This window comes from Virgibacillus sp. LDC-1 (genome assembly GCF_030137545.1).
Taxonomy (GTDB): Bacteria; Bacillota; Bacilli; order Bacillales; family Amphibacillaceae; genus LDC-1.
This window is the reverse complement of the sequence record NZ_JARUVL010000026.1, coordinates 1-21,805: the sequence shown is the minus strand read 5'-3', so window position 1 is coordinate 21,805 and position 21,805 is coordinate 1. Positions and strand designations below refer to the sequence as shown.

24 protein-coding genes are annotated in these 21,805 nt (G+C 38.0%); 10 read left to right on the top strand and 14 right to left on the bottom strand.

Going from position 1 to position 21,805, the window contains the following annotated elements; all coding sequences use genetic code 11:
• Positions 1–160: 160 nt before the first annotated feature.
• The 3 genes from QBK89_RS14505 to cshA all read right to left on the bottom strand — a co-directional run bounded on the left by QBK89_RS14505 (position 161) and on the right by cshA (position 3,658).
• Complete coding sequence (locus QBK89_RS14505) at positions 161–1,600, bottom strand: PH domain-containing protein (protein WP_284141755.1); 1,440 nt, start codon at positions 1,598–1,600, stop codon at positions 161–163.
• On the bottom strand, positions 1,590–2,069 hold the full coding sequence (locus QBK89_RS14500; protein WP_284141756.1) for a PH domain-containing protein: 480 nt from the start codon (positions 2,067–2,069) through the stop codon (positions 1,590–1,592). The genes QBK89_RS14505 and QBK89_RS14500 overlap by 11 nt, the downstream gene beginning before the upstream one ends.
• 128 nt (positions 2,070–2,197) lie before the next feature.
• Complete coding sequence (cshA, locus tag QBK89_RS14495; RefSeq protein WP_284141754.1) at positions 2,198–3,658, bottom strand: degradosome RNA helicase CshA; 1,461 nt, start codon at positions 3,656–3,658, stop codon at positions 2,198–2,200.
• A gap of 329 nt (positions 3,659–3,987) precedes the next feature.
• Here cshA and QBK89_RS14490 point away from each other — a divergent pair, with 329 nt between their 5' ends.
• Together QBK89_RS14490 and QBK89_RS14485 are read left to right on the top strand one after the other, a co-directional pair.
• On the top strand, positions 3,988–4,896 hold the full coding sequence (locus QBK89_RS14490) for a DMT family transporter (protein ID WP_284141753.1): 909 nt from the start codon (positions 3,988–3,990) through the stop codon (positions 4,894–4,896).
• A gap of 100 nt (positions 4,897–4,996) precedes the next feature.
• Entirely contained in the window at positions 4,997–5,863 is an 867-nt protein-coding gene (locus tag QBK89_RS14485; RefSeq protein WP_284141752.1) for a DegV family protein, read from the top strand.
• A gap of 23 nt (positions 5,864–5,886) precedes the next feature.
• On the opposite strand, the gene QBK89_RS14480 is transcribed toward QBK89_RS14485, so the two are convergent.
• From QBK89_RS14480 to QBK89_RS14465, 4 genes are all read right to left on the bottom strand, one after another.
• Positions 5,887–6,609, bottom strand: coding sequence for an alpha/beta hydrolase (locus QBK89_RS14480; protein WP_284141751.1), 723 nt, complete (start codon positions 6,607–6,609; stop codon positions 5,887–5,889).
• 120 nt (positions 6,610–6,729) lie between these two features.
• A complete protein-coding gene (locus QBK89_RS14475; RefSeq protein ID WP_284141750.1) occupies positions 6,730–7,110 on the bottom strand; it encodes a YppG family protein in 381 nt (126 codons plus the stop codon).
• Between the two features lie 90 nt (positions 7,111–7,200).
• The gene (locus tag QBK89_RS14470; RefSeq protein ID WP_284141749.1) at positions 7,201–7,446 is read right to left on the bottom strand and encodes a glutaredoxin family protein; all 246 of its coding nucleotides are present in this window, start codon (positions 7,444–7,446) and stop codon (positions 7,201–7,203) included.
• Positions 7,447–7,700: 254 nt separating this feature from the next.
• Complete coding sequence (locus tag QBK89_RS14465; protein ID WP_284141748.1) at positions 7,701–8,600, bottom strand: YegS/Rv2252/BmrU family lipid kinase; 900 nt, start codon at positions 8,598–8,600, stop codon at positions 7,701–7,703.
• Between the two features lie 239 nt (positions 8,601–8,839).
• On the opposite strand from QBK89_RS14465, the gene phnD reads away from it, so the two are divergent.
• The 5 genes from phnD to QBK89_RS14440 all read left to right on the top strand — a co-directional run bounded on the left by phnD (position 8,840) and on the right by QBK89_RS14440 (position 13,981).
• On the top strand, positions 8,840–9,772 hold the full coding sequence (gene phnD, locus QBK89_RS14460) for a phosphate/phosphite/phosphonate ABC transporter substrate-binding protein (protein ID WP_284141747.1): 933 nt from the start codon (positions 8,840–8,842) through the stop codon (positions 9,770–9,772).
• Positions 9,773–9,955: 183 nt separating this feature from the next.
• Positions 9,956–10,732 (top strand): phosphonate ABC transporter ATP-binding protein, encoded by a 777-nt coding sequence (gene phnC, locus QBK89_RS14455; RefSeq protein WP_284141746.1) that lies wholly within the window; start codon positions 9,956–9,958, stop codon positions 10,730–10,732.
• Positions 10,729–11,544 (top strand): phosphonate ABC transporter, permease protein PhnE, encoded by an 816-nt coding sequence (gene phnE, locus QBK89_RS14450; RefSeq protein WP_284141745.1) that lies wholly within the window; start codon positions 10,729–10,731, stop codon positions 11,542–11,544. Before phnC ends, phnE (QBK89_RS14450) begins: the two co-directional genes overlap by 4 nt.
• The gene (phnE, locus tag QBK89_RS14445) at positions 11,544–12,344 is read left to right on the top strand and encodes a phosphonate ABC transporter, permease protein PhnE (RefSeq protein WP_284141744.1); all 801 of its coding nucleotides are present in this window, start codon (positions 11,544–11,546) and stop codon (positions 12,342–12,344) included. The genes phnE (QBK89_RS14450) and phnE (QBK89_RS14445) overlap by 1 nt, the downstream gene beginning before the upstream one ends.
• A gap of 71 nt (positions 12,345–12,415) precedes the next feature.
• Positions 12,416–13,981, top strand: coding sequence for a bifunctional metallophosphatase/5'-nucleotidase (locus QBK89_RS14440; protein ID WP_284141743.1), 1,566 nt, complete (start codon positions 12,416–12,418; stop codon positions 13,979–13,981).
• 771 nt (positions 13,982–14,752) lie between these two features.
• Here the strand turns inward: QBK89_RS14440 and QBK89_RS14435 are convergent.
• The 3 genes from QBK89_RS14435 to QBK89_RS14425 form a co-directional block, all read right to left on the bottom strand.
• Entirely contained in the window at positions 14,753–15,388 is a 636-nt protein-coding gene (locus QBK89_RS14435; RefSeq protein ID WP_284141742.1) for a PepSY domain-containing protein, read from the bottom strand.
• 93 nt (positions 15,389–15,481) lie between these two features.
• Complete coding sequence (locus QBK89_RS14430) at positions 15,482–16,822, bottom strand: HAMP domain-containing sensor histidine kinase (protein ID WP_284141741.1); 1,341 nt, start codon at positions 16,820–16,822, stop codon at positions 15,482–15,484.
• Positions 16,819–17,514, bottom strand: coding sequence for a response regulator transcription factor (locus QBK89_RS14425; protein WP_284141740.1), 696 nt, complete (start codon positions 17,512–17,514; stop codon positions 16,819–16,821). The genes QBK89_RS14430 and QBK89_RS14425 overlap by 4 nt, the downstream gene beginning before the upstream one ends.
• A gap of 199 nt (positions 17,515–17,713) precedes the next feature.
• On the opposite strand from QBK89_RS14425, the gene QBK89_RS14420 reads away from it, so the two are divergent.
• Positions 17,714–18,352 carry a VOC family protein gene (locus QBK89_RS14420; RefSeq protein WP_284141739.1) on the top strand — a complete coding sequence of 213 codons (639 nt, stop codon included), beginning with the start codon at positions 17,714–17,716 and terminating at the stop codon, positions 18,350–18,352.
• A gap of 121 nt (positions 18,353–18,473) precedes the next feature.
• On the opposite strand, the gene QBK89_RS14415 is transcribed toward QBK89_RS14420, so the two are convergent.
• The 3 genes from QBK89_RS14415 to QBK89_RS14405 form a co-directional block, all read right to left on the bottom strand.
• Positions 18,474–19,037: a GNAT family N-acetyltransferase gene (locus tag QBK89_RS14415; RefSeq protein WP_284141738.1), complete on the bottom strand. Its 564-nt coding sequence runs from the start codon at positions 19,035–19,037 to the stop codon at positions 18,474–18,476.
• Positions 19,038–19,158: 121 nt separating this feature from the next.
• Positions 19,159–19,479: a thioredoxin family protein gene (locus tag QBK89_RS14410; protein ID WP_284141737.1), complete on the bottom strand. Its 321-nt coding sequence runs from the start codon at positions 19,477–19,479 to the stop codon at positions 19,159–19,161.
• A gap of 48 nt (positions 19,480–19,527) precedes the next feature.
• Positions 19,528–20,343 (bottom strand): DUF368 domain-containing protein, encoded by an 816-nt coding sequence (locus tag QBK89_RS14405; RefSeq protein ID WP_284141736.1) that lies wholly within the window; start codon positions 20,341–20,343, stop codon positions 19,528–19,530.
• A 166-nt stretch (positions 20,344–20,509) separates the two neighbouring features.
• Here QBK89_RS14405 and QBK89_RS14400 point away from each other — a divergent pair, with 166 nt between their 5' ends.
• Both QBK89_RS14400 and QBK89_RS14395 read left to right on the top strand, forming a co-directional pair.
• Positions 20,510–20,845, top strand: a complete 336-nt coding sequence (locus tag QBK89_RS14400) for a PadR family transcriptional regulator (protein WP_284141735.1) — start codon at positions 20,510–20,512, stop codon at positions 20,843–20,845.
• On the top strand, positions 20,842–21,534 hold the full coding sequence (locus QBK89_RS14395; RefSeq protein ID WP_284141734.1) for a DUF1129 family protein: 693 nt from the start codon (positions 20,842–20,844) through the stop codon (positions 21,532–21,534). The genes QBK89_RS14400 and QBK89_RS14395 overlap by 4 nt, the downstream gene beginning before the upstream one ends.
• A gap of 178 nt (positions 21,535–21,712) precedes the next feature.
• Here the strand turns inward: QBK89_RS14395 and QBK89_RS14390 are convergent, their stop codons facing one another.
• Positions 21,713–21,805 (bottom strand): IS3 family transposase, encoded by a 93-nt coding sequence (locus tag QBK89_RS14390; RefSeq protein ID WP_481937822.1) that lies wholly within the window; start codon positions 21,803–21,805, stop codon positions 21,713–21,715.

Here is a 21,805-nt window from a genome sequence, read left to right as displayed (position 1 = left end):
AATAACCTCCTTCTCCTGCTAAATAAGCTTGTACCACCGCTAGCTTAAAAGCCAAGTCATACTTTGCCATACTAAAACACCCCTAGAGTTAGATTTTTTGGTCTAACTCTAGGGGTTCACATCACAAACAGGATAGGAAGCCCCTTTTCTTTTTTTCATGTTATCGCTCTTTTTTTTGATAAGAATACCAATCAAACAATCGATCGACTACACGTTCTTCTAAATCCTTCAGCTTAAAATGTTTTCCTGCGCCTAACATTCCAACAATAGATAGCTTTAACGTTGCAAGCCCTTGATTTCTTTGCAATGGATGCTGCATCATTTCAAATGCTTGGATTCGTCGGTGAAACAAATGAACCGTACGTTTATTCCACACCCGATAACAAATGGTCATCCTATCCCCTTTGATTAAAAAGCCTCCATCCTGATAACGCAACCAACCAAAGACTCCACTTATGATGAAAAGTACGGCAGAAACCCAATTTAACTGCGGAAAAAAATACATAATACTCGCAGCAACTAAAAGAACCGGAAGCATGGATCGAAGCACATAAAATTTACGGGCTTTTCCTGGTATTGGCACAAGGCGCCTTTCTTCAGGCACGTAGGCAGGTAGAAACGTTTCCAAAAAAGAGGCTACCTCATCCTTTTTCAAAATCGGAAATAAAACAGCGGAATATTCATTCCCATTTTCCAACGACCCTCCAGCTATTTCTGCATAAACTGTTGCAAATCCAAAAGGCTGTCGAATCATGCTTTCTTCTATTCCAACCGCTTGAATTCGCTGTAATGGGATAGTAAGCTGCTTTTTCTCTAAAAGACCTCTTGTGATAAACAGCTCCTCACCTTGCTTGGCAATCGTAAAATTGCCATACTTTATCATTGTTCCTGCTATCCCCAGCACCCATAAAAGGAAAAGGACAACAACTGCTAATCCGATAATTATCGTTATGCCAAGACCGATAAGCCAAGCATATGATGCTTCAAAAAAATGATCAGGAATAAATTGCTCTAGTTCCGAAAAAACAAATGCGAATAGTGCAGCAAGTACCCCGATACTTCCTGATGTAGAACCAGCAATAAAAAGTCGCTTTGCTGTTATTTTTTTCACCGGATTCGCCGATTTATCACTGCTAATTTGCTCTGTATCTTCAGGCTGCTCCCCCATACGCTTAAGCATTGTCCGAAGCGCTTCTCCATCCTCTCGTCTTACTGCTTTCAAAGAGGCTTCTGAATCAATGCCACTCCCTGCTGTTTCGACTTGTACCTTGACAAGGTTTAGCATTCGGTGAATCACCCCAGCTGTTAAATCAATGGATTGAATACGATGCTTTGAAATATACCGTTTCTTTCGAATGAATATGCCATATTCAATTCGTAACTCGTCTCCTTCCATTCGATAGGTATATCGATACCAGGAAAGAAAGCTAAAAACAAGTGCGAGTACAACAACTGCAATGACAGCTGCTATGAAATATCCAAATGATGTGCCCTTAAATGCTAGAAAACCTGCAACAATGGCAAAGGTTAACTCCTTCATGAAACGTAAAAAATTAAAGATAACTGCTGCTGGATGCATACGACGTGGTTTATACATCATCATCATCTACTCTCGCTAGGTTAGAGATACGATCACGAAGGGCTGCAGCATCTTCCTCTGTTAATGCTGGGATTTCATGTGTTGTTGCAGCAGTTGAAATCGTTACACTTGCTAATTGGTACTTTTTTAAGATTGGACCTTGCTTCGTATCCACGTGCTGTACGCGAATCATTGGAACGAGTGTCCGCGTTTGGATTAAAATACCGTGTTGTATGTATACTTCTTGTTCAAACACTTCGTATCGCCATCTTCGCCAGCGGAGCTCAGGTATTTGAAAAATCACGAAATAGGACATAATTACGCCAACGATCACCGCTACAACAAGTGGCCAGCGCGGAAAATCAAACCAAAAGACACTAATTCCTCCCGCAATGATGAAGAGCCAGAAAAAACCAACATAAATAGTTTCCATTATCTTCCACACTTTTACCGCATCACGCGCTATTGAATTTCTTGGTGGTAGCCGCATCATAAATCCCCCGATTCTTCTTTCTAGTACTATGTTGTACGATTAGCCTAACATAAAGATTCAATATTAGTTAGATCAACGCACAAAAAAAGAGAAGCTCTCTCATAAGAGCTCCTCTTTCCACCATATTAGTCACGATTTCTGCGACGCTGGAAATTACCTTTTCGGTTTCGACCACCTTGGGATCTATTTCCATCACGCTTACCATAAGGACGTTTATTATTATTGGATCTTCTTTTATTGTTGTTTGAATTCATTGCCTTCTTCACACTTACTGGTGCGATAGAAGAAATACTTACAGGAATATCCTTTCTTTCCTTTGTAAGCATCTTAAGCGCTGCAGAGATGACAGTGATCGAATCATGATCCTGTAACAATTCATTGGCAGTTTCGTGATAGGATTTCAAATCACTTTTATCAATCGTTTTTAAAATCTTTTCCACAGTTGTTTGCTGTTGCCCACGTAATGCTTCTTGGTTTGTTGGTGGCATGATCCGCTTCATTTTACTCTTCGTCACTTGCTCAATCAAACGTAGATGAGCAATTTCTCTTGGGGTTACAAATGAGATCGCTGCACCTGTTCTGCCCGCTCTTCCTGTTCGTCCAATACGGTGAACATAGCTTTCCGGATCTTGTGGTATATCAAAGTTATACACGTGTGTTACACCAGAAATATCCAGCCCGCGCGCAGCAACATCTGTTGCTACTAACACATCTAAACGGCCTTGTTTAAATTTATTTAAGACGGACATCCGCTTTCCTTGTGTAAGGTCTCCATGAATTCCTTCGGCACGAAAGCCTCTTGACTGTAATCCTTCAGATATTTCATCTACCCGTTTTTTTGTTCTACTAAAAATAATCGCTAAATCCGGATCGTTAATATCTAAATGATTGGTAAGTGTATCAAATTTGTATCGTTCCGGCACTTCAATAAAGGATTGATCAATATTTTCTACTGTCATTTCCTTTGCTTTCACTTTAATTTCCTTTGGATTCTTCATTAGATTCGTTGCGATATCACGAATTTCCTTCGGCATTGTAGCAGAAAACAGTAATGTTTGACGTTCTTCTGGAATGCTCTTTAAAATTTCGCGAATATCATCAATGAAGCCCATGTTTAGCATTTCGTCAGCCTCATCCAAAACCGTTGTAGTAACTTGATCCGTACGAATTGTTTTACGACGCAAATGGTCAAGTAAACGTCCTGGTGTAGCTACAACAATTTGCGGTTTATCCTTTAAAGAACGGATTTGTCTATCCATATGCTGACCACCGTAGACTGGTAATGCGCGAATTCCTTTAAACCGCGCTAAGCGATTAATTTCTTCTGCGACTTGAATCGCTAATTCTCTTGTAGGTGCAACTACTAGCCCTTGGATTTTTCTTTCTTTTGGATCTATTTTTTCAATCATCGGAATTCCAAAAGCTGTTGTTTTTCCCGTACCTGTTTGTGCTTGGCCGATAACATCATTTCCTTGCAATGCGAGTGGTATCGTTTCCGCCTGAATTGGGGTGGCTTCTTCAAAGCCCATTTTTTCTAATGCCCGTAAGACAGGCTGCGATACACCTAGTTCGTTAAATGTTGTCACGTTGTTACTCTACTCCTTCGTTGATTATAATTTTATTTATTTTTAGCTCGCTCCATAAATCAACTGGTAAGATCAATCGTTCATCAAAAAACTTACCTAACATGAAAAAAGGCTTTACCATTATGGAAAGAGCCCCTGAATCCCATACATATAAGAACAGTTAATTAATAATAACATATTCTACTACAGGATATCTACTAGTTGCTATTCATTTCTATTTATGGCATGGTAAATTATATTCATCTATGAGATGTTTCTTTACGCAAAGAGACGAATTGAAGCAAGTGCTTACTTGTTTTTTAAACGTTTTTTCAAGGAGCGTGTGTCTTTTGAGGTTTCCTCCTTTTAATCCATATATCGCGGTTGTTATCGGCGTTCTCTCTGTTTCGACTTCAGCCGTACTTGTAAAATTAGCAGATCAAGCACCAGCGGCAATCATTGCTAATTACCGTCTGCTCATTGCCGTCGTGCTAATGGCACCAATTGTATATTCCAAGTATCGAAGTGAATTTCGATTGATAACAAAACGTGATTGGTTTTTATCAACGCTATCTGGAATTTTTCTTGCGTTTCATTTTATTCTCTGGTTTGAATCGTTAAATTATACCTCTGTGGCAAGTTCTGTTGTATTAGTAACCTTACAGCCCATTTTTGCATTTTTAGGAACCTTTTTCTTTTTTAAGGAACGCTTCACGGCAGGCGCAATTATTAGTATGGTAATTGTCTTGTTCGGAAGCTTCATCATCAGCTGGGGCGACTTCCAAATTAGTGGGATTGCATTATTTGGCGATATGCTTGCTTTACTTGGGGCTATTACCATTACCGGTTATTTTTTATTAGGACAGCATGTACGAAAAAGATTATCCTTAATAACCTATACGTTTGTTGTGTATGGAATAAGCTCCATTACTTTATTCATATATAATGTTGCCTTAGACAATTCATTTACTGGGTACCCGATTGACCATTGGTGGATTTTCATAGCCTTGGCAATTTTCCCGACATTTCTTGGCCATACGTTGTTTAACTGGGCATTAAAGTGGTTAAGCACATCAACAATCACGATGGGAATTGTCTTCGAGCCAATTGGTGCATCCGTTCTTGCCTATTTGATCCTTGGAGAAAAAATAACTTGGTCGCAATGGCTCGGCGGTACTATTGTTATTTTCGGCTTATTTTTATTCATTATGAGTACTTCTCGAAAATCAAAGGTAACGATTGCCCGGAAAAACAGTTAAAATGTTACCCTTTTCACGAAACCGTTAAAATTTTATATGCTAATTGAGATAGAAACTGATATACTATCAATAATTAACTAAGAAAAAAGCAGGTGGAGTTATGGAAATCCAATTAATGTCAGATGGTGGAGCAGATATTGCCGAACGCATGAGCGATCATATCGATATTAAAATTGTTCCCCTATATTTGCATTTTAGTGACGAAAAACAATATAAAACAGGGGTAACCATTGATTTACCTACTCTTTACAAACGTATCAAAGAGACAAACGAGCTACCGCGATCATCCGCTCCTAGCCCGAATGACTTTTATGAAGCCTATAAAGAAGTCGATCCAAGTAAAGCAATTATTATGATAAGCCTAACAAAAGGATTAAGTAGTACATATGAACATGCAGTTGCAGGGATGAACATGCTACTTGAGGAAGAACCCGATCGTAAAATTGCCGTGATAAACTCGAAAACTGCTTCCTGTGGCCAGGCATTACTGCTTCATGAAGCACATCAAAAAATAGAAGAACAGCTTTCATTTGAAGAAATCGTCGAGCATCTTCATGTACGTGTCGAGCAAGCAACAACCTTGTTCGTCCTAAAAACATTAGAAAATCTCGTTCTTGGTGGACGTCTTGACAAAGTAAAAGGCGCAATCGCAAAAACATTAAACATCAAGCTTTTAATGAAAGCAAGTGAAGATGAAGGTACAATTGAGGTTACTGAGAAAATACGTGGCGATAAAAAATCAATTCGTCGCTTTATTGAGCAAATAGGCGAATATACCAAAACCTTTGAAGACAAAATTATAACAATGACACACTGTAACGAAGAGGAAAGAGCGAAAAAAGTACTAGATGAAATCTTAAAAAAGTACCCTTTTAAAGACGCTTTTCTATCTGAAACAGGACCGCTCATTTCTACATATGGCGGTGAAGGTGCATTAGTTATTTCATTTTTTAAAGACAAAAATTAAAAATAAGGATGCATACACTTCTATTAGTGTGAGGCATCCTTATTTTTTTCCTCCTCAGGCTTACGAACTAAAAATTCATATACCATATTGTTTAACGTATCCTTATCATTTCCGAGACAGATTAGGTGGCGAGATCGTTCAAAGAATACAACCTCTTTCCGTTCAGAAGGAATTTCTTTGTCTAAGTAATAAGCTGTCTTATACGGCACCATGCCATCTAGCTGGCCCTGAGCAATAAGCACAGGAGCTTTCACATCTTTTAAATGCTTCCTCGTTAATCGAACGAGCTTCAGAAACTCAATATTCGCCTTAAATGGAACTTCTCCAAGTTTTTTTCGATAATGTAAGTAAAACTTATTTTGCTTTAGATTACGGTGCCAACCATCTCTTACTACTCCTCCAATATCGACTAGCATTTGTTTGAAGGAAATAAATTTCCCTGCTGTCGCTAACAGTACTAATTTATCCACCTTATACTTTGAAGCTAAATAAGCTGCAATCATGCCTCCCATGGAAAACCCAATCACGTAAATTTCATCGTATTTCTCTTGAAGTTGGGTGATGGTTTTCTCTGCTGTGGCAATCCATTTTTTATAAGAAACATTATTTAAAGAAAGCTTCTTTCCGTGTCCTGGCAAAGTTGGAACCTCTACATGCCAATTTGTTTTTTCTTGCAAATAACGAGACAAGGGCTCGAGCTCATGTGGTCCACCTGTATATCCATGGATAATTAAACAGCCAATCATGCTTGTGCTACCTCCTCCATTCCTACATTCCCTTTTTAAACCTTTCTAATCCTAAACGATATTTACTATTCGAGCCTCACTTTACTTTGCTGTACGAATAGAAACCATTTGTATTTCCTGTTATCTGAAGCCTTTTATGAAAGAGCCAAATTGCTGTACCATTGGACTAACCTGCTGATACGTATTCGCAAGCTTTCCTACTGTTGTAAGCATTTTGTCAAGATCTACTTGCCCTTTCTCATCTTGAAAATAACTAAATATTCCATTCGATTGAGGTTGTTGGATAGTCGCTGTTCCATCACCGGCTTGTGTTTGAGATTGATACCAATTAACCGGCTGTGGTGGCTTTGCATATTGAAGAAAAGGAGATGAAAAAGAAGGTGAATAGGAACCCGATTGATAAGATGGATAATATGGATAGTATGGCTCTTGTGAAGGAAAATTATTAGAGTAAACAAATTGGTTCGGAGTGCCATAAGGCATATTACGCATATTTCGCATAACCGATACACACCCTTTTCAGCATACTTTATTGCTATAAATTATGCGAATAGGCAAAAACGTGTGTATGGCAGCAAACAATGTACCTGTTTAAAGGCATCCCAATTCAATTTGTAATCTTTCTTTCTGAAATCCTAATATGGCTTTTTGATTCCCTTCTATAAAAGTTGCAGGGGTTCCATAAATACCGTTTTCTTGCATTTCTTTTCTATAATGATTGTTTTCTGTTACATTTTTAGTTGTATACGCCACACCCCAATCATCTAATTGGTCGGTAAGTGCGTCACATTGGCTACAATGATTACTTATATAAACAACGATTTCTCGTTCTGCCATGACAAACTACCTCCTTGGCATTTTTGTATTTCGCGCATTCTCTAAACTAAATACCCATAAGTTTTTCAGTTTAAACTCAATTATTGAAAAAAGATTACAAAGTTATTACAGATTGGTTTCGTTATACATAAAAATAAGAACAGCACAGGCTTGTATCAAACCTGCACTGTCCTGCATAAGAGCAGGGACATCCCTAATCCCCACTCCATCTTATCGATTTTCCCAGTCACATTCTATGACACTTATCACACTTTTTATATATCCTGTGGAAATCGCACCATTTGTAGCTGTTTTGGTAATACGGTGATTTGAGCAGGGGTTTCTGAATAGATTTCACCGTCCATATCAACCTTTTTTCCTGTATTCGTCTTAATATGAATGGAGGACGCTTGAAGATGTTCAACGTGCCTCACATCTTCTAATACACGATCAGAACGATTCATCATAAGTAGCTCACGAAATGCTGCTAAATTAGAGCTTTTTAAAATTAGCAGATCTAACTTTCCATCACTTGGTGAGATAGCTGTTAACGGAAGCTCTCTTGTTCCAATATATTTCCCGTTAAAAACCATTACTAAAACCGCTTCTCCACTGAGCTGTTCGCCATCTACTTCTATCGTATATTCAAATTGTGCGGTTTGACTCAGTGTCCGTAACGTACTTAAAAAATAGCTCAAGACACCTAAATGATCCTTTTCTGCCTCATTAATATTCATCGATGTTTCTGCAACAAGTCCAATTCCCCAAAAATTTAAAAAGTATTGCTCTCCCGCTTTACCTATATCAACTGATGTAATCTCTGCCTGTTCAAGGTTTCCCACCGCTTCTTCAAGTCGTTGTGGAACGTTAAGCGTCCTACTAAAATCATTACATGTTCCTCCAGGAAGCACCATGATTACTGGCCTTACTTGTAACGGTACCATTACATTGACTACTTCATGTAATGTGCCATCTCCCCCGAATACAATAAGTACATCCACTTGCTTTGCTTCTTGTAAACAGACTAATCGAAGCTCATCTATCGTCGTTGTTTTTCTTGTATTGAATACGTCAAAAGCTTGCACTAAGCTTGGAAGCACAGCTGCTAATTGCTCGTCCAAACGCGCATTACCAGCCTTGCTATGAAAAAGAAATAATGCTTCTTTCCATTTCATGCATCCACCTCCTTCTCTTTTTAATACCCTAGTTTATTGAAGTTAAGCCTAGATATTCTCTCCATCTAAAAGACAAACAGTATAACACAATACACATTTATGTTATACTAATAAAAGACTTTTTTAAGAAATTGTAAAATAATCGTATTTTTTTAGGAAATAGTCTAGCATTTTTAACTTAAATGTTATTTAATAAAAGAGACAAACATTTCATTTTAAAAACAAATAGGAGGGTCAAAATGAAAAAAATTTTTGGTCTAATACTTGTGTTGGCATTAGCTATTGGATTAGCTGCCTGTGGGTCTGATGATTCCAATGGCGACAAAAATGCTGATGGAAAAGATAAAGAATCGAATACACCAGAAACGCTTGTTATGGGATTTGTTCCTTCACAGGACTCTGACACAATTGCTGATACAGTCGAGCCTTTAGCAAACCGTTTATCAGAGGAACTCGGTGTTGAAGTTCAAGGGAAAGTAATGACGAACTATAATGCATTAGTAGAAGCAATGGGATCGAATCAAGTGCATATCGGTTTCATTCCTGCATTTGGTTACGTACTTGCGAATGAACAATATGATGTAGAAGTTATTCTTAAATCCATCCGTCACGGATCTGGTACATATAAAGCACAATATCTTGTACGTTCTGATTCAGGAATTGAGAGCTTAGAAGATTTAGAGGGTAAAATCTGGGCATTCGGTGATAAAGGATCTACATCTGGATACCTTTTCCCTGCAAGTCAATTAATGGAGAAATTCGGCTATAAATCATCTGCTGAATTAGAAAGTGACTTCTTCTCTAATATTACTGCTGCTGGTGGTCATGACAATGCAGCACTTGCAGTTATGAATGGCGAAGCAGATGTTGCTACTACCTTCGATGATGTGCGTGACACACTTGAAGGAGATTATCCAAAAATCAAAGAAGAGTTGAAAGTTATCGATTATACGGATGAAATTCCGAATGATACGATCTCCGTTACAAAAGAACTTGATGATGAGCTTGTTCAAAAAATCAAGGACGTATTCCTATCCTTCAATGATGATGATGAAATGATCAAAATCATGAATGAAGTTTATAACTGGGATGCAATCGATGAAGCAACTGATTCTGAGTATGACGTTGTAAAAGAAACATATCAGAAGTTCAAGGATGATATTAGTCTATAATCTTTAACCAATAAAAAACGGAAAGGGAAGGTTTCTAATCTTCCCTTTTCTTATGTAAAAAAGGGCTTTCATAGTTTTCATCGATAGCTTATACTAAAATGGTAAGGCTTGATTGAATATTAAGAAACATTTTATCATCAAACTATTTTTTAGATACTATATAGCCTGCAATGGAGGAATAATATGATTGAATTTAAAAATGTCGGATTAGTTTATCCGAATGGAACAGAAGGTTTAAAAAACGTAAATGTCACGATTAAAGATGGGGAGTTTGTTGTTATTGTTGGCTTATCTGGAGCAGGAAAATCGACATTTATTCGAAGTATTAATCGTTTAGTAACCCCAACTTCTGGTGAACTTCTTGTAGATAATGAAGATATTCTTACATATCGAGGTGCAAACCTACGAAAGCTTCGAACAAAGATCGGCATGATTTTTCAAAATTACAATCTTGTTAAACGCTCAAATGTGCTTAAAAACGTGCTTGCTGGGAGACTCGGACATACAGGAACATTGCGTTCTATTTTTAGCATGTATAAAAAAGAAGATGTCGCACTTGCTTACGAGAGTTTACAACGTGTTAACATAGCAGAAAAAATACATAATCGTGCAGATGAGCTTAGTGGTGGTCAGCAACAACGGGTTAGTATTGCGAGGGTGTTAACCCAAAAACCATCTTATATTTTAGCGGACGAACCAGTGGCATCGCTTGATCCACCGACCTCTCACCAAGTAATGACTTATTTAAAAAAGATAAACAAGGAAGATAACATTACAACGATTGTTAATCTCCACTTTATTGATATGGCCATGGAATACGCGGATCGTATTATCGGCATGCGAGCAGGAGAAGTTGTTTTTGACGGTCCTGCTTCTGAAGTAACCGAAAAAACATTTGAAGAAATTTATGGTCGGACAATACGTGAGGATGACTTGCGTGGGGGGGCAGATGAATCGTGACAACGAATAGCAATGCTGGAAAGCACGCACAAACGCCCGCTATTTACCCTGCCAAAACAAAAGCACAGATTACGATTATTTTCTTTGCTGTCATCGGATTTTACTTATACAGTATGATTCGGACACAAGCGGAAATGGTCGGAGGTTTTGGAAATGCACTTTCGGATATGTGGCGTGTCATGGAAAAATTCTTTCCGCCAAACTTTCAAGTAGTCGGAGCGATTTGGCCAGCGATGGCGACGACCATCCAAATGGCAATTATCGCGACAACAGTCGCTGCTATTTTAACTGTTCCTCTTGCACTACTATCTGCGCAAAATGTTACAACATTTAAGCCATTGTATTATGTTACACGAACGTTTTTAAATATTTTACGTACCATTCCAGACCTTGTTCTTGCGGTTATCTTTGTTGGACTATTTGGTATTGGCGTATTCCCAGGTATTTTAGCACTTATCATTTTTTCATTGGGTATTTTAGCAAAGCTGATCAGTGAAACAATTGAAGCAGTGGATATGAATCCATTAGAAGCAATGCGGGCATCCGGTGCAAATACACTACAAATGATTTTTTACGGATTAGTTCCACAGGTGCTACCACAGTTCACATCCTTTGTACTATACGTCTTTGAAATTAACATTCGTGCCTCTGTTGTATTAGGTCTTGTAGGTGCTGGTGGAATTGGACTTGTACTTGATCAACAGCTTGGCTTTTATAATTATCCAAATGCAATGACGATTATTATTGTTATTTTTGTTGTTGTGATTGCAATTGAATATGTAAGTAATAAAATCAGGGAGGCACTTATTTAATGGCTACATATAATCTACCTCCGAAACCGGTTAAATCTGTATGGAAAAAATTAAAAGCTGGGCTTATTATACTTGCAGTTATCGCACTTTATGTGTGGACCTTTAGAGGAATTGAAATTGACTGGGGAAGAGCCATGGAACGAGTTATCCGTAATTTTGGCATCGTTATTCCAAAGCTTTTCAGTCCGGATTGGTCTGCTGTTGGTGAAGTTAGTATGAAAATATTAGAAACAATCTTTATTGCCTTTGCAGGTTCCTTTATGGCTGCGATTCTGGCAATTCCACTTGGATTTCTTGCAGCACAAAACATGTCAGGAAACCGATTTATTGCAGGAATTGGGAAATGGATTTTATCTGGTGTCCGTGCCTTCCCGGATTTAATATTAGCTATTTTATTCGTAGTAGCAGTTGGACCAAACGCATTTGCTGGGGTATTAGCAATTGCTATCGGATCGACTGGGATGCTAGGAAAGCTCTACTCGGAAGTAATTGAATCGATTGACATGAATGTGATCGAAGCAATGGAAGCAAGTGGAGCAAATAAAATACAAATTCTTTTCTATGGCTATATGCCACAAATTATTCCTGAATTTTTGTCCTATGCGATCTACCGCTTTGAAATCGATATTCGGGCATCCTCTATTCTAGGAATCGTTGGTGCAGGTGGAATTGGGACAATGATTATTTTTGCAGCAAACAATCGAAATTGGAATGAGATGGGATTAATCTTACTTGCTATTATTATTGTAGTAACGGTTATTGATTTCTTATCTGCACGGATTCGTCGTAAAATTGTCTAATATAAAGCGGAATTAAAGCAGAGCCTCTGTTTTAATTTCGTTTTCTTTACATATGGAAGGATGGGCCTACATTGACAACATTACATATTTTGTACACGAGTGATATTCACGGAAACGCGATGCCAATCATTTATGGAACGAACGAGGAAGCAGATCTTGGACTTGTAAAGTACGCCACCGTTGCCAAACATAAAAAAGCACACTATGAAAATGTACTTTTGTTGGACAATGGGGATTTAATACAAGGAACACCTTTAATGACACATTATGTGAAAGCACAGGCGGATAAAGAAAATCCGATGATTGGAATAATGAATCAAATCGGCATCGATGCAGCAGTAATTGGAAATCACGAATTTAATTTTGGCAGACAAATCTTAGAGGATGCAGTTCAACAATCAAGCTTCCCATGGTTAGCTGCTAACATTCTTGATCAAAAAACAGGACAACCTTATTTTGGAACGCCATATAAGATAAAGCGATTTCCTAATGATTTAACGGTCGCCATTATTGGGGTTACAACACACTATATACCGAATTGGGAAAAGCCGGTGCATATCGCCGGAATCCAGTTTGCTGATGCAAAGGCAACACTACAAAAATGGGTAGATCATATCCATCTCGTGGAAAAACCTGATCTTGTTATTGCATCCTATCACGGTGGAATCGAAAGAGATCTTATTTCAGGAGAGCCTACAGAACAGTTGACCGGAGAAAATCAAGGCTATGCCATGGCAGCAGAAATACAAGGAATCGATGTACTCTTAACAGGACATCAGCACCGCGTCTTTACAGGAATGATTAACGACTGCCTTGTTATCCAGCCTGGAAACAATGGGAAAATGTATGGCGAAATAACTATTACATTCGATCAATCAGAAAAAGGCTGGAAGATTCTGAAAAAAGAGGCTGAAGTAGTCTCTCTCAAGGGCGTAGAATCAGACCGTGAAAGCCTGCATTATATGGAACAAATTGAAGTTTCTACACAGCAATGGTTAGATCAACCTATTGGTCAAATTGACGGCAATATGGAAATTGATGATCCTTTTCAAGCAAGAGTCGCTAAGCATCCATTCATTGAATTTATTCAACATGTGCAGATGGACGCTGCTGGTGTTGACATCTCTGTGACCTCGCTGCTAAACAACGATGCAAAAGGCTTTCCATCCGTTGTTACGATGCGTGATATTGTATCAAATTATATATATCCAAATACGTTCGCAGTTCTTGAATTAACGGGAGAAGATATCTGTGCTGCTTTAGAAAAAAGCGCGTCCTACTTTATTCTCGACCAACAAGGTAATATTGGTGTAAATCCTTCCTATGAGAGCCCCAAGCCACAGCATTATAACTATGATATGTGGGAGGGAATTGAATATACCATCAATGTAGCAAAGCCAATTGGCAAGCGCATTGAGCAGGTTACTTACCATGGAGAGCCCTTAAATAAAGAAAAAACCTATCAAGTCGTGCTAAACAATTACCGTGCGAGTGGTGGTGGTGATTTCGATATGTTTAAGGAAAAGCCGATTATAAAAGAAATTCAGCAGGATGCCGTTGAGCTTATTCAAGCCTACTTTGAAAAGCATCCAATCGTTCCAGCTACCATCACACCAAATTTTAAAGTCACTTCTTAGAAACAAAAGCGTAAAGCGCCGCTTAAAAACAGAGAGATTGGAGCGACGTAACTGAGATAAAGGAATCACGGTGAGATGACGAACCGATGATAACTTATCGGAGGGAACGACGCGAAATCTCCTCGTTTTTGGCGCTTGAAGCTGGACGTTCAAAAGCGTAAAGCGCCGCTTAAAAACAGAGGGATTGGAGCGGCGTGACTGAGATAAAGGAATCACGGTGAGATGACGAACCGATGATAACTTATCGGAGGGAACGACGCGAAATCTTCTCGTTTTTGGCGCTTGAAGCTGGACGTTCAAAAGCGTAAAGCGCCGCTTAATAACAGAGAGATTGGAGCGACGTAACTGAGATAAAGGAATCACGGTGAGGTGACGATCCGATGATAACTTATCGGAGGGCACGACGCGAAATCTTCTCGTTTTTGGCGCTTGAAGCTGGACGTTCAAAAGCGTAAAGCGCCGCTTAATAACAGAGAGATTGGAGCGACGTAACTGAGATAAAGGAATCACGGTGAGGTGACGATCCGATGATAACTTATCGGAGGGCACGACGCGAAATCTTCTCGTTTTTGGCGCTTGAAGCTGGACGTTCAAAAGCGTAAAGCGCCGCTTAATAACAGAGAGATTGGAGCGACGTAACTGAGATAAACAATAAACAGGGTATCATTCATTTTAACAAAAACGAACGATACCCTCGTTGTTTAACTTCTATAAATATCAGATAAGCTTAAGCAAATAAACACTCGGAGATTTTAAAACAATCGTTTGTTTTTAATTTTCTTGTTGAGAATCTGTTTCATAATCCATATCTATCACGATAGTTTCTCCTGTTAGTGCATCAATCTCGAATTCCGCTTCACTGCCATCTGCTGCTTCAATCTCTATTTCATAAAAATATTGATTATCGTCTTCATCTAGCTTCGCACTCGTTACCTTACCAGCAAATTGCTTTAATGCAATCTCAATTGCTTCTTGGGTCGTAATGCGAGGAGTTACCCCGTTCTCTGTTTCTTTTTGTTCTGATTGATCATCCTCATCTTGTTTATCATTTGCTGGATTTTCTTGTGAATCTTGTTCCTTTTCCTTCACGGTAACTGGAGACTTGGTAGGGCTTTGTACATTCAGCTTCGTTTCTTCTAGCTTTAATACTTCTCCTGTATTTCCATCGAGCGTTAAATCATACTTTTTGCCTTCCCCTTCAATTTCAACTTCATAAACGACTTTATTTAAATCCTTTTCCAGTTCCACATCGGTAATTGTTCCAGGATATTGATCTTTAACCATTGCCTCAATTTGTTCCATAGATAATTTTGGTTCAGCTGCTGATGCATCGGACTGATACATTCCTATTCCTAAAGCTAGTACTGCAGCAAGCACACCAATGGTAATACCCATTTTCTTCTTCATTGTTTTTATCCTCCTTTCTTTTCTTACCCTCAGTTTAACCAGTTAACATGAAAGTAGCTTAAGAAAAAGATTAAAAATTGATGAGAACGCTCATTACATCTCTTTAGGTAGTCTTAATTTAAATGTCGAACCCTCTCCTACTTTACTTGCTACAGAGAGCATTCCTTGGTGTGTCTCCACGATCGTTTTCGCAATAGGCAAGCCTAATCCGGTCCCACCAGTAATTCTACTCCGAGCCTTGTCGACACGATAAAACCGATCAAAAATTCGTTGCTGCTCATGCTCAGGAATTCCTTGACCAGAATCCGTAACAGTTAGCACGACAAATGCTGCCTCTTCCGTTAAGGAAAGCACGACCTCATCCTCACTATATTTCAACGCATTATCAACTAAAATATATACAACTTGTTGTAGCTGTGATTTATTTCCATAAACGATTGCTTTTGTAGTTTGGACCCGAAAATCTATTTTTCGTTTATATGCGCCACCAAAGGTTCTTACTGCTTCTTGACAAAGCTGCGCCATATTAACCTGCTCTTTATCTATTGTTCCCTCACTTCTAGCTAATACAAGCATTTGCTCCACCAGCTTTTGCATTCGGTCTGCCTCAGAATCAATTGCTTCTATCGCTTCATTAAAAAGTTCTGGCCGTTCCATTCCTCTTCGCTTTAAAAGCTGGGCATAGCTCTTTACAATCGAAATCGGTGTTTTCAATTCATGTGATGCGTCCGATACGAATGTTTCTTGTTTGCGAAAGTTTTCTTCTAGTTTATCGATCATTTCATTAAAGGTTTGCTCCATTTCATGTAATTCATCGCCTGAACGATTTTTCTGCTTGATTTTTCGCCACTTCTTATTCTCTTTATTCTCTTTCATCGCTTGAATTAATTCTTTAATCGGCTTCAACAGAAACCTGCTTAAAATTCGCGCGGCTAAAATGGTAGGAATAAGAATTAATAAAGACGCTACAGTTAATACATAGAAGAGCACGGTCATATTTTCTTTTAATGCGATTAAATGCTGGGATACCTGCAACGTAACAACTTCACCATTACGCCAAATTATCGGTTTCGTAATAACAGCAATATCGATTTCTTTTCCAGTTACAATCGTCTGCATTTCCTTATTCGAAAATTGTTTCTTCAGTTTTGTATATGCGACATCCTTCGTACTCTGATTTATGATTGAACCATCTTTGGCAATCACCTGAATCATTCCATGACTTGGTAAATAGGCTTTTATTAAATCCTTCGTCGGAACATGCTGGTTCTCATTCAACGCCGTTGTTAAATCATTCGTATTTCCTTCAAGCCACTCTAATTCCGTATTGGCAGAAATTTGATAAAAGAGCGCATAAATAGCTGTATTAATTAACAGAATTAATAAAAGCATAAACACACTCGTATATACTTGTAGCTTCGTTTGCAGTTTCATGAATCCAAATCCTTTATTATATAGCCGACACCACGAATAGTTTGGATGGTCGGCGTTTGCTTATCTTTATCAATTTTTTTCCTTACATAACGAATATATACATCGACCACATTCGTATCACCAAAGTAATCAAATCCCCACACTTGTTCTATGAGTTGTTCTCTTGTCATCACGATATTTTTGTTTTGAAGTAAACATACAAGTAAATCAAACTCACGTGGGGTTAGTTCAAGTGTTTGATCACTTCTTTTCACTTCTCGTCGATTCAAGTCAACTCGTAAATCATCAACTTCAAGCTTATTTTCCACCTGTTCTTTTCTTTTTCTTCGTTGACGTAAATGTGCACGAATTCTAGCCAATAGCTCTTCAATTTGAAAGGGCTTCGTTATATAATCATTTGCCCCATGATCTAGTCCACTAACCTTGTCAAACACTTGATCTCTTGCTGTTAGTAAAATAATTGGTGTTGACTCATCATTTAAACGCACACGACGCAACACCTCCAAACCATTCAACTTTGGAAGCATAATATCCAATAAAACAAGATCCCATTCTTGCTCTTCGATTTTTCGTAACGCTTCTTTCCCATCCGCAGCTACGGTTGTCAGATAATCTTCATACTCCAATTCTAATTGAAGCACCCTACTAAGCTTTTGCTCGTCTTCGACAATTAATATTTTGGGTTTAGACACAGGATTTCACTCATTTCTTAATAACTATTTGTTTATACCGTCCTCTTTCGTTTAATATAACAAAGATTCATTAGAAATAGCTGAGAATTTTCATTTTCAATCAAATATTTTGCAATAAGCATACTGTAGTGACAATATTATTAAAAGAGATACATAGAATAAACAGCCAACGAAAAGTAAATACTGCGGGAGTGATGAAATGTTAGCATTGGACCACATTGTTTTTGCAGGTACAAATGCACAAGAGGCAAGCGCTAATTACGGAAGACGATTTTCCTTTAAAGCTGTGAAAGGCGGAGAACACGAAAGCTGGGGAACATATAATTTCCTTGCTTATTTTTCTAATGACAGCTATTTGGAATGGCTTGGAATAAGCAATTATGAGAAAGCCAAGCATTCCGATAATCCGTTAATCAAGCATTTAGTTTACGTTATCGATCAACAACAGCCAGGTCCTTTTCAATTCGCATTACGAACAGACCAATTAGACAGCTATATCGAACATTTTCATAAGCATAATATCCCTTTTCATGGTCCATTTCATGGGAAACGCCGCCGTTCAGATGGTACTGTATTATCATGGCGTATGCTATTTCCAGAATATAATTATAAGGAGCAGGTACTTCCCTTCTTAATTGAATGGGAGAGCTCCAATGACGTATCGAGCCTTTTCAACCCACAAGCAATTACAAGAATCAAGTATGGCGGAATGGATAAAGATACCTTTGGACATATTTATCAATTAAAACCAAGAAAACTAATCAAAAACCAACTTAGCTTACAAAACTCAAAAATCACTTTTACAGATAACGAAATGCTGTCATTTGAATTAGAATAGAGAAAATAGGGTCTTCTTGCAAGTTAAACATATAACTGCCCAAGCCTTTGATTAACATCAAGCTTGGGCAGATATCTTAGTATAATGAACCAGACTAAACGAAATTATATTTTCTTTCCCATTATCTTACCTTTGCAAAAACACATGTATCGCGCAGCTCCTCACTATCTACTGCAAGGGAATCCTTTTTCAATATCCCTTCCAGCGTAAAACCAAGTCGTTCAGCTATTGCCCTGCTTTTTATATTCTTAGAATCACAGCGAACTTCCACTCGCTGTGCCGCTAATTGCTCGAACGCAAACGCTGTGAGACCAGCTACTGCCTCTGTCATATATCCTTTTCCTATTTGTCTACTATCAAGCCAATAGCCAATTTCAAACTTAGGTATGGACCAGTCAATACGATGCAAGCCGGTACTTCCAACAAACGCTCCGGAATTCTGAGCAAATATATGAAGACGCAAATCATCACGCTTTAAAAATGCCAGATGCGCTTCTCTAATATTTGCTTCTGTTTCTTCTAACGTTTGATCTTTTTGAGCAAATGGCAACCACTTTTTTAACGCTTCCTTGCTCACACTAATCGCCTCATGTACGATCTCGCCATCCCCTGGTAGCGGAAGTCGAATATAAAGTCTTTCTGTATGAAACTCCTGTGGGAACTCTTTTAATATCGGTTGCTGCATTTCGCCTCTCCCTCTCTCTAGACCAGCTTAAATTCTTTTTATTATACTAGATTTCTTTCATAATACAAGAATAAATTCATCCATAAAAAATAATCCCCATTGCATGGAGATTATTTTTAAATTATCCAAGCTGCTGATGTAAGAATTCAGCAACCGATTCTGGTGTTTTCGTATAGGCACTATGCTGGTGGGCAATCTTTTCACCATTTTGAAAAATCAAGATGCTCGGAATACCCATTACCTCATATTTTTGCGCAATTCCTTCTATCTCGTCGGTATTTACTTCATACCAACGATAATTTTGGAATTCCTCTAAAAGATCGCCAATAAACATGTCCATTCGTTTACAATCTGGACACCAATTCGCAAAAAACTTAATAATTACTGGTTCCTCACTTTGAATAACCTTATCAAATTGCTCGATCGTTTGAATGTACTCCATTTATATCCCCTTCCTACTCATTTTATTCGTTGTTTATTACTTTTTTCATTATGATGCTTTGTACTCTACTCTTCCAAGAATATAAGCGACCAATAGCCCCCCTGCAAAGGTTGCAATACTAACAAACAGCCGTCCCATGCTTTCAGGCCAACCCGGAAAAACAATTACTAATGAACCGATAACAAAACCAATTACACAAGCAAACGTTGCCGTATGATAATGATCGAGAAAATATTTAATCACTTTGCTCATCAAAACAATCCCGATTAGAACACCGATGCCTGTTACAGCAATTATATCTAAATATAAATTGCTTAATGCATTAATAATCGTATGATACATTCCAATCACAAGAAGAATCATCGACCCACTTATGCCAGGTAAAATCATTGCGGCACTGGCAAGTATTCCTGAAAAGAAAACAACGATATAAGTAGATAATCCCCTTTCCATTTCTGAGCCTTCACTTAAATCAAAAAAAGCAATCGATGCGATTAATAAAGCACCAATAAGAAGAATAATTACATGTTTCACCTTAAAAGTTGTTCGCGCCTCTGCTTGATGAAACAAATAAGGTAAGACCCCTAGTATTAAACCAAGAAAGAAAAACTTTAATGGTCCAGGATAATGCTCCAATAAATAATCAATTGCCTTACTCAACGTTAAGATAGCAATTCCTACTCCTAATCCGAGCGGAATTAAAAAGCCAAGATGTTTTTTCCACGCTTTCCCAAAAAACCCGTTAATTGCTTCAATCAGTCGATCATATATACCAAGCACCAATGCAATTGTACCACCACTTACACCGGGAATCACATCGCTTGCTCCCATCAGCAAGCCGCGATAAATATTTTTCCATTCCATGCTTTTATACTCCTTCATGTAACTCTCGATTTTACAACATACCGATATCATATCAAAAAATGCTTGTATTTTATAGAGAAAATTATATAATAAGATTAACTACTTTGTATTGCAAGGTAGTTAGTTTACAATTTGGTAACTTGTTATACAAGGTAGGTGAAAGCTGTTGTCTTTACGAAGTCAATTACTGAAAGGAATATTAGAAGGGTGCATTCTATCGATTATTAAACAAAAGCCAACCTATGGATATGAACTTTCTATGCGATTGCAACAATTTGGATTACCTGATGTGAGCGAAGGGTCTATCTATCCTATTTTGCTTCGACTACAAAAAGAAAAACTAATCGAAGGAAATTTACAAAAGTCAGAAGCTGGCCCAAAGCGAAAGTATTACCATCTTACCGAAGCAGGACATTCAGCATTAGAAGCATTTATTTTTCACTGGGAAGCGATTAAAGTACCTGTAGAAGCAATAATAGAAAAGGGGAGGAATGAACAATGAATGCAAAGGATCTAATTATACTAAATAACGAGAAGCGCGAGCAGTTAACTGCCAGCAATCTTGAATATTACGAGGAAATGCTTGTATACATTCGGTTAAGTTCAAATAAATCGGAACAGCAAACAGAGGAAATTCTAATTGAACTATTGGACCATTTACTAGAAGCCCAACAAAATAAACGGACTGCGGAAGAGGTTTTTGGAAGGGATCCAAAAGCTTTCTGTGACGAAATTATTGGAGAAATACCCCAGGAGCAAACAAAGAAATCCGTACTCTTTTTCATTTACATTGCCGTGAAATTTTTAGCAATTGGCAGTCTAACGTACGGTCTTTTAAGCTATGGCATGTATCACTTATTTGATCTTGGTACAAACATATTTGCATTTTCTCTCGGCTCAGCTATCGTTATCGTTGCCATTGAGTTACTGCTTATGTATGGATTTATTAGGCTTATATTTGCATGGTTAAAGTATACGTCGTTTCGAAAAAAACAGCTGAAAAAATGGGTGGAATTTATCCAAATATGGATCATTTGCACACTATTTATTGGGGCGTTTATACTTTTACCCACCATTATACCAAGCTTCGGAAAGAATATTTCTGTTCCTGTTTTATCATTAGCAATACTCGGAGCAGTCTTGTATATCATTTCATTTATGTGGAACAAAAAACAACGCCTTACCGCTTAAGACAGCAGGTTAACGGAGACCAGACCTTTAAAAGAATATTACCTAATCTATATCCAACTTAGTAGCAAGCCAGATATGAATGGGTTATCTGAAGAATTTTATGTAAATGATTTATGGCGATGAAAGAGGGTACTTGCAAACCCTCTTTGTACTGAACCCATAAAGTTAGACTAAATTATTAAGCAGATAATTGGCTGGTTTGTTTCCGGTATTCAACTGGACTCATTCCAGTCAATTTTTCTTTAATCCGTTTATTATTGTAGTAATCAAT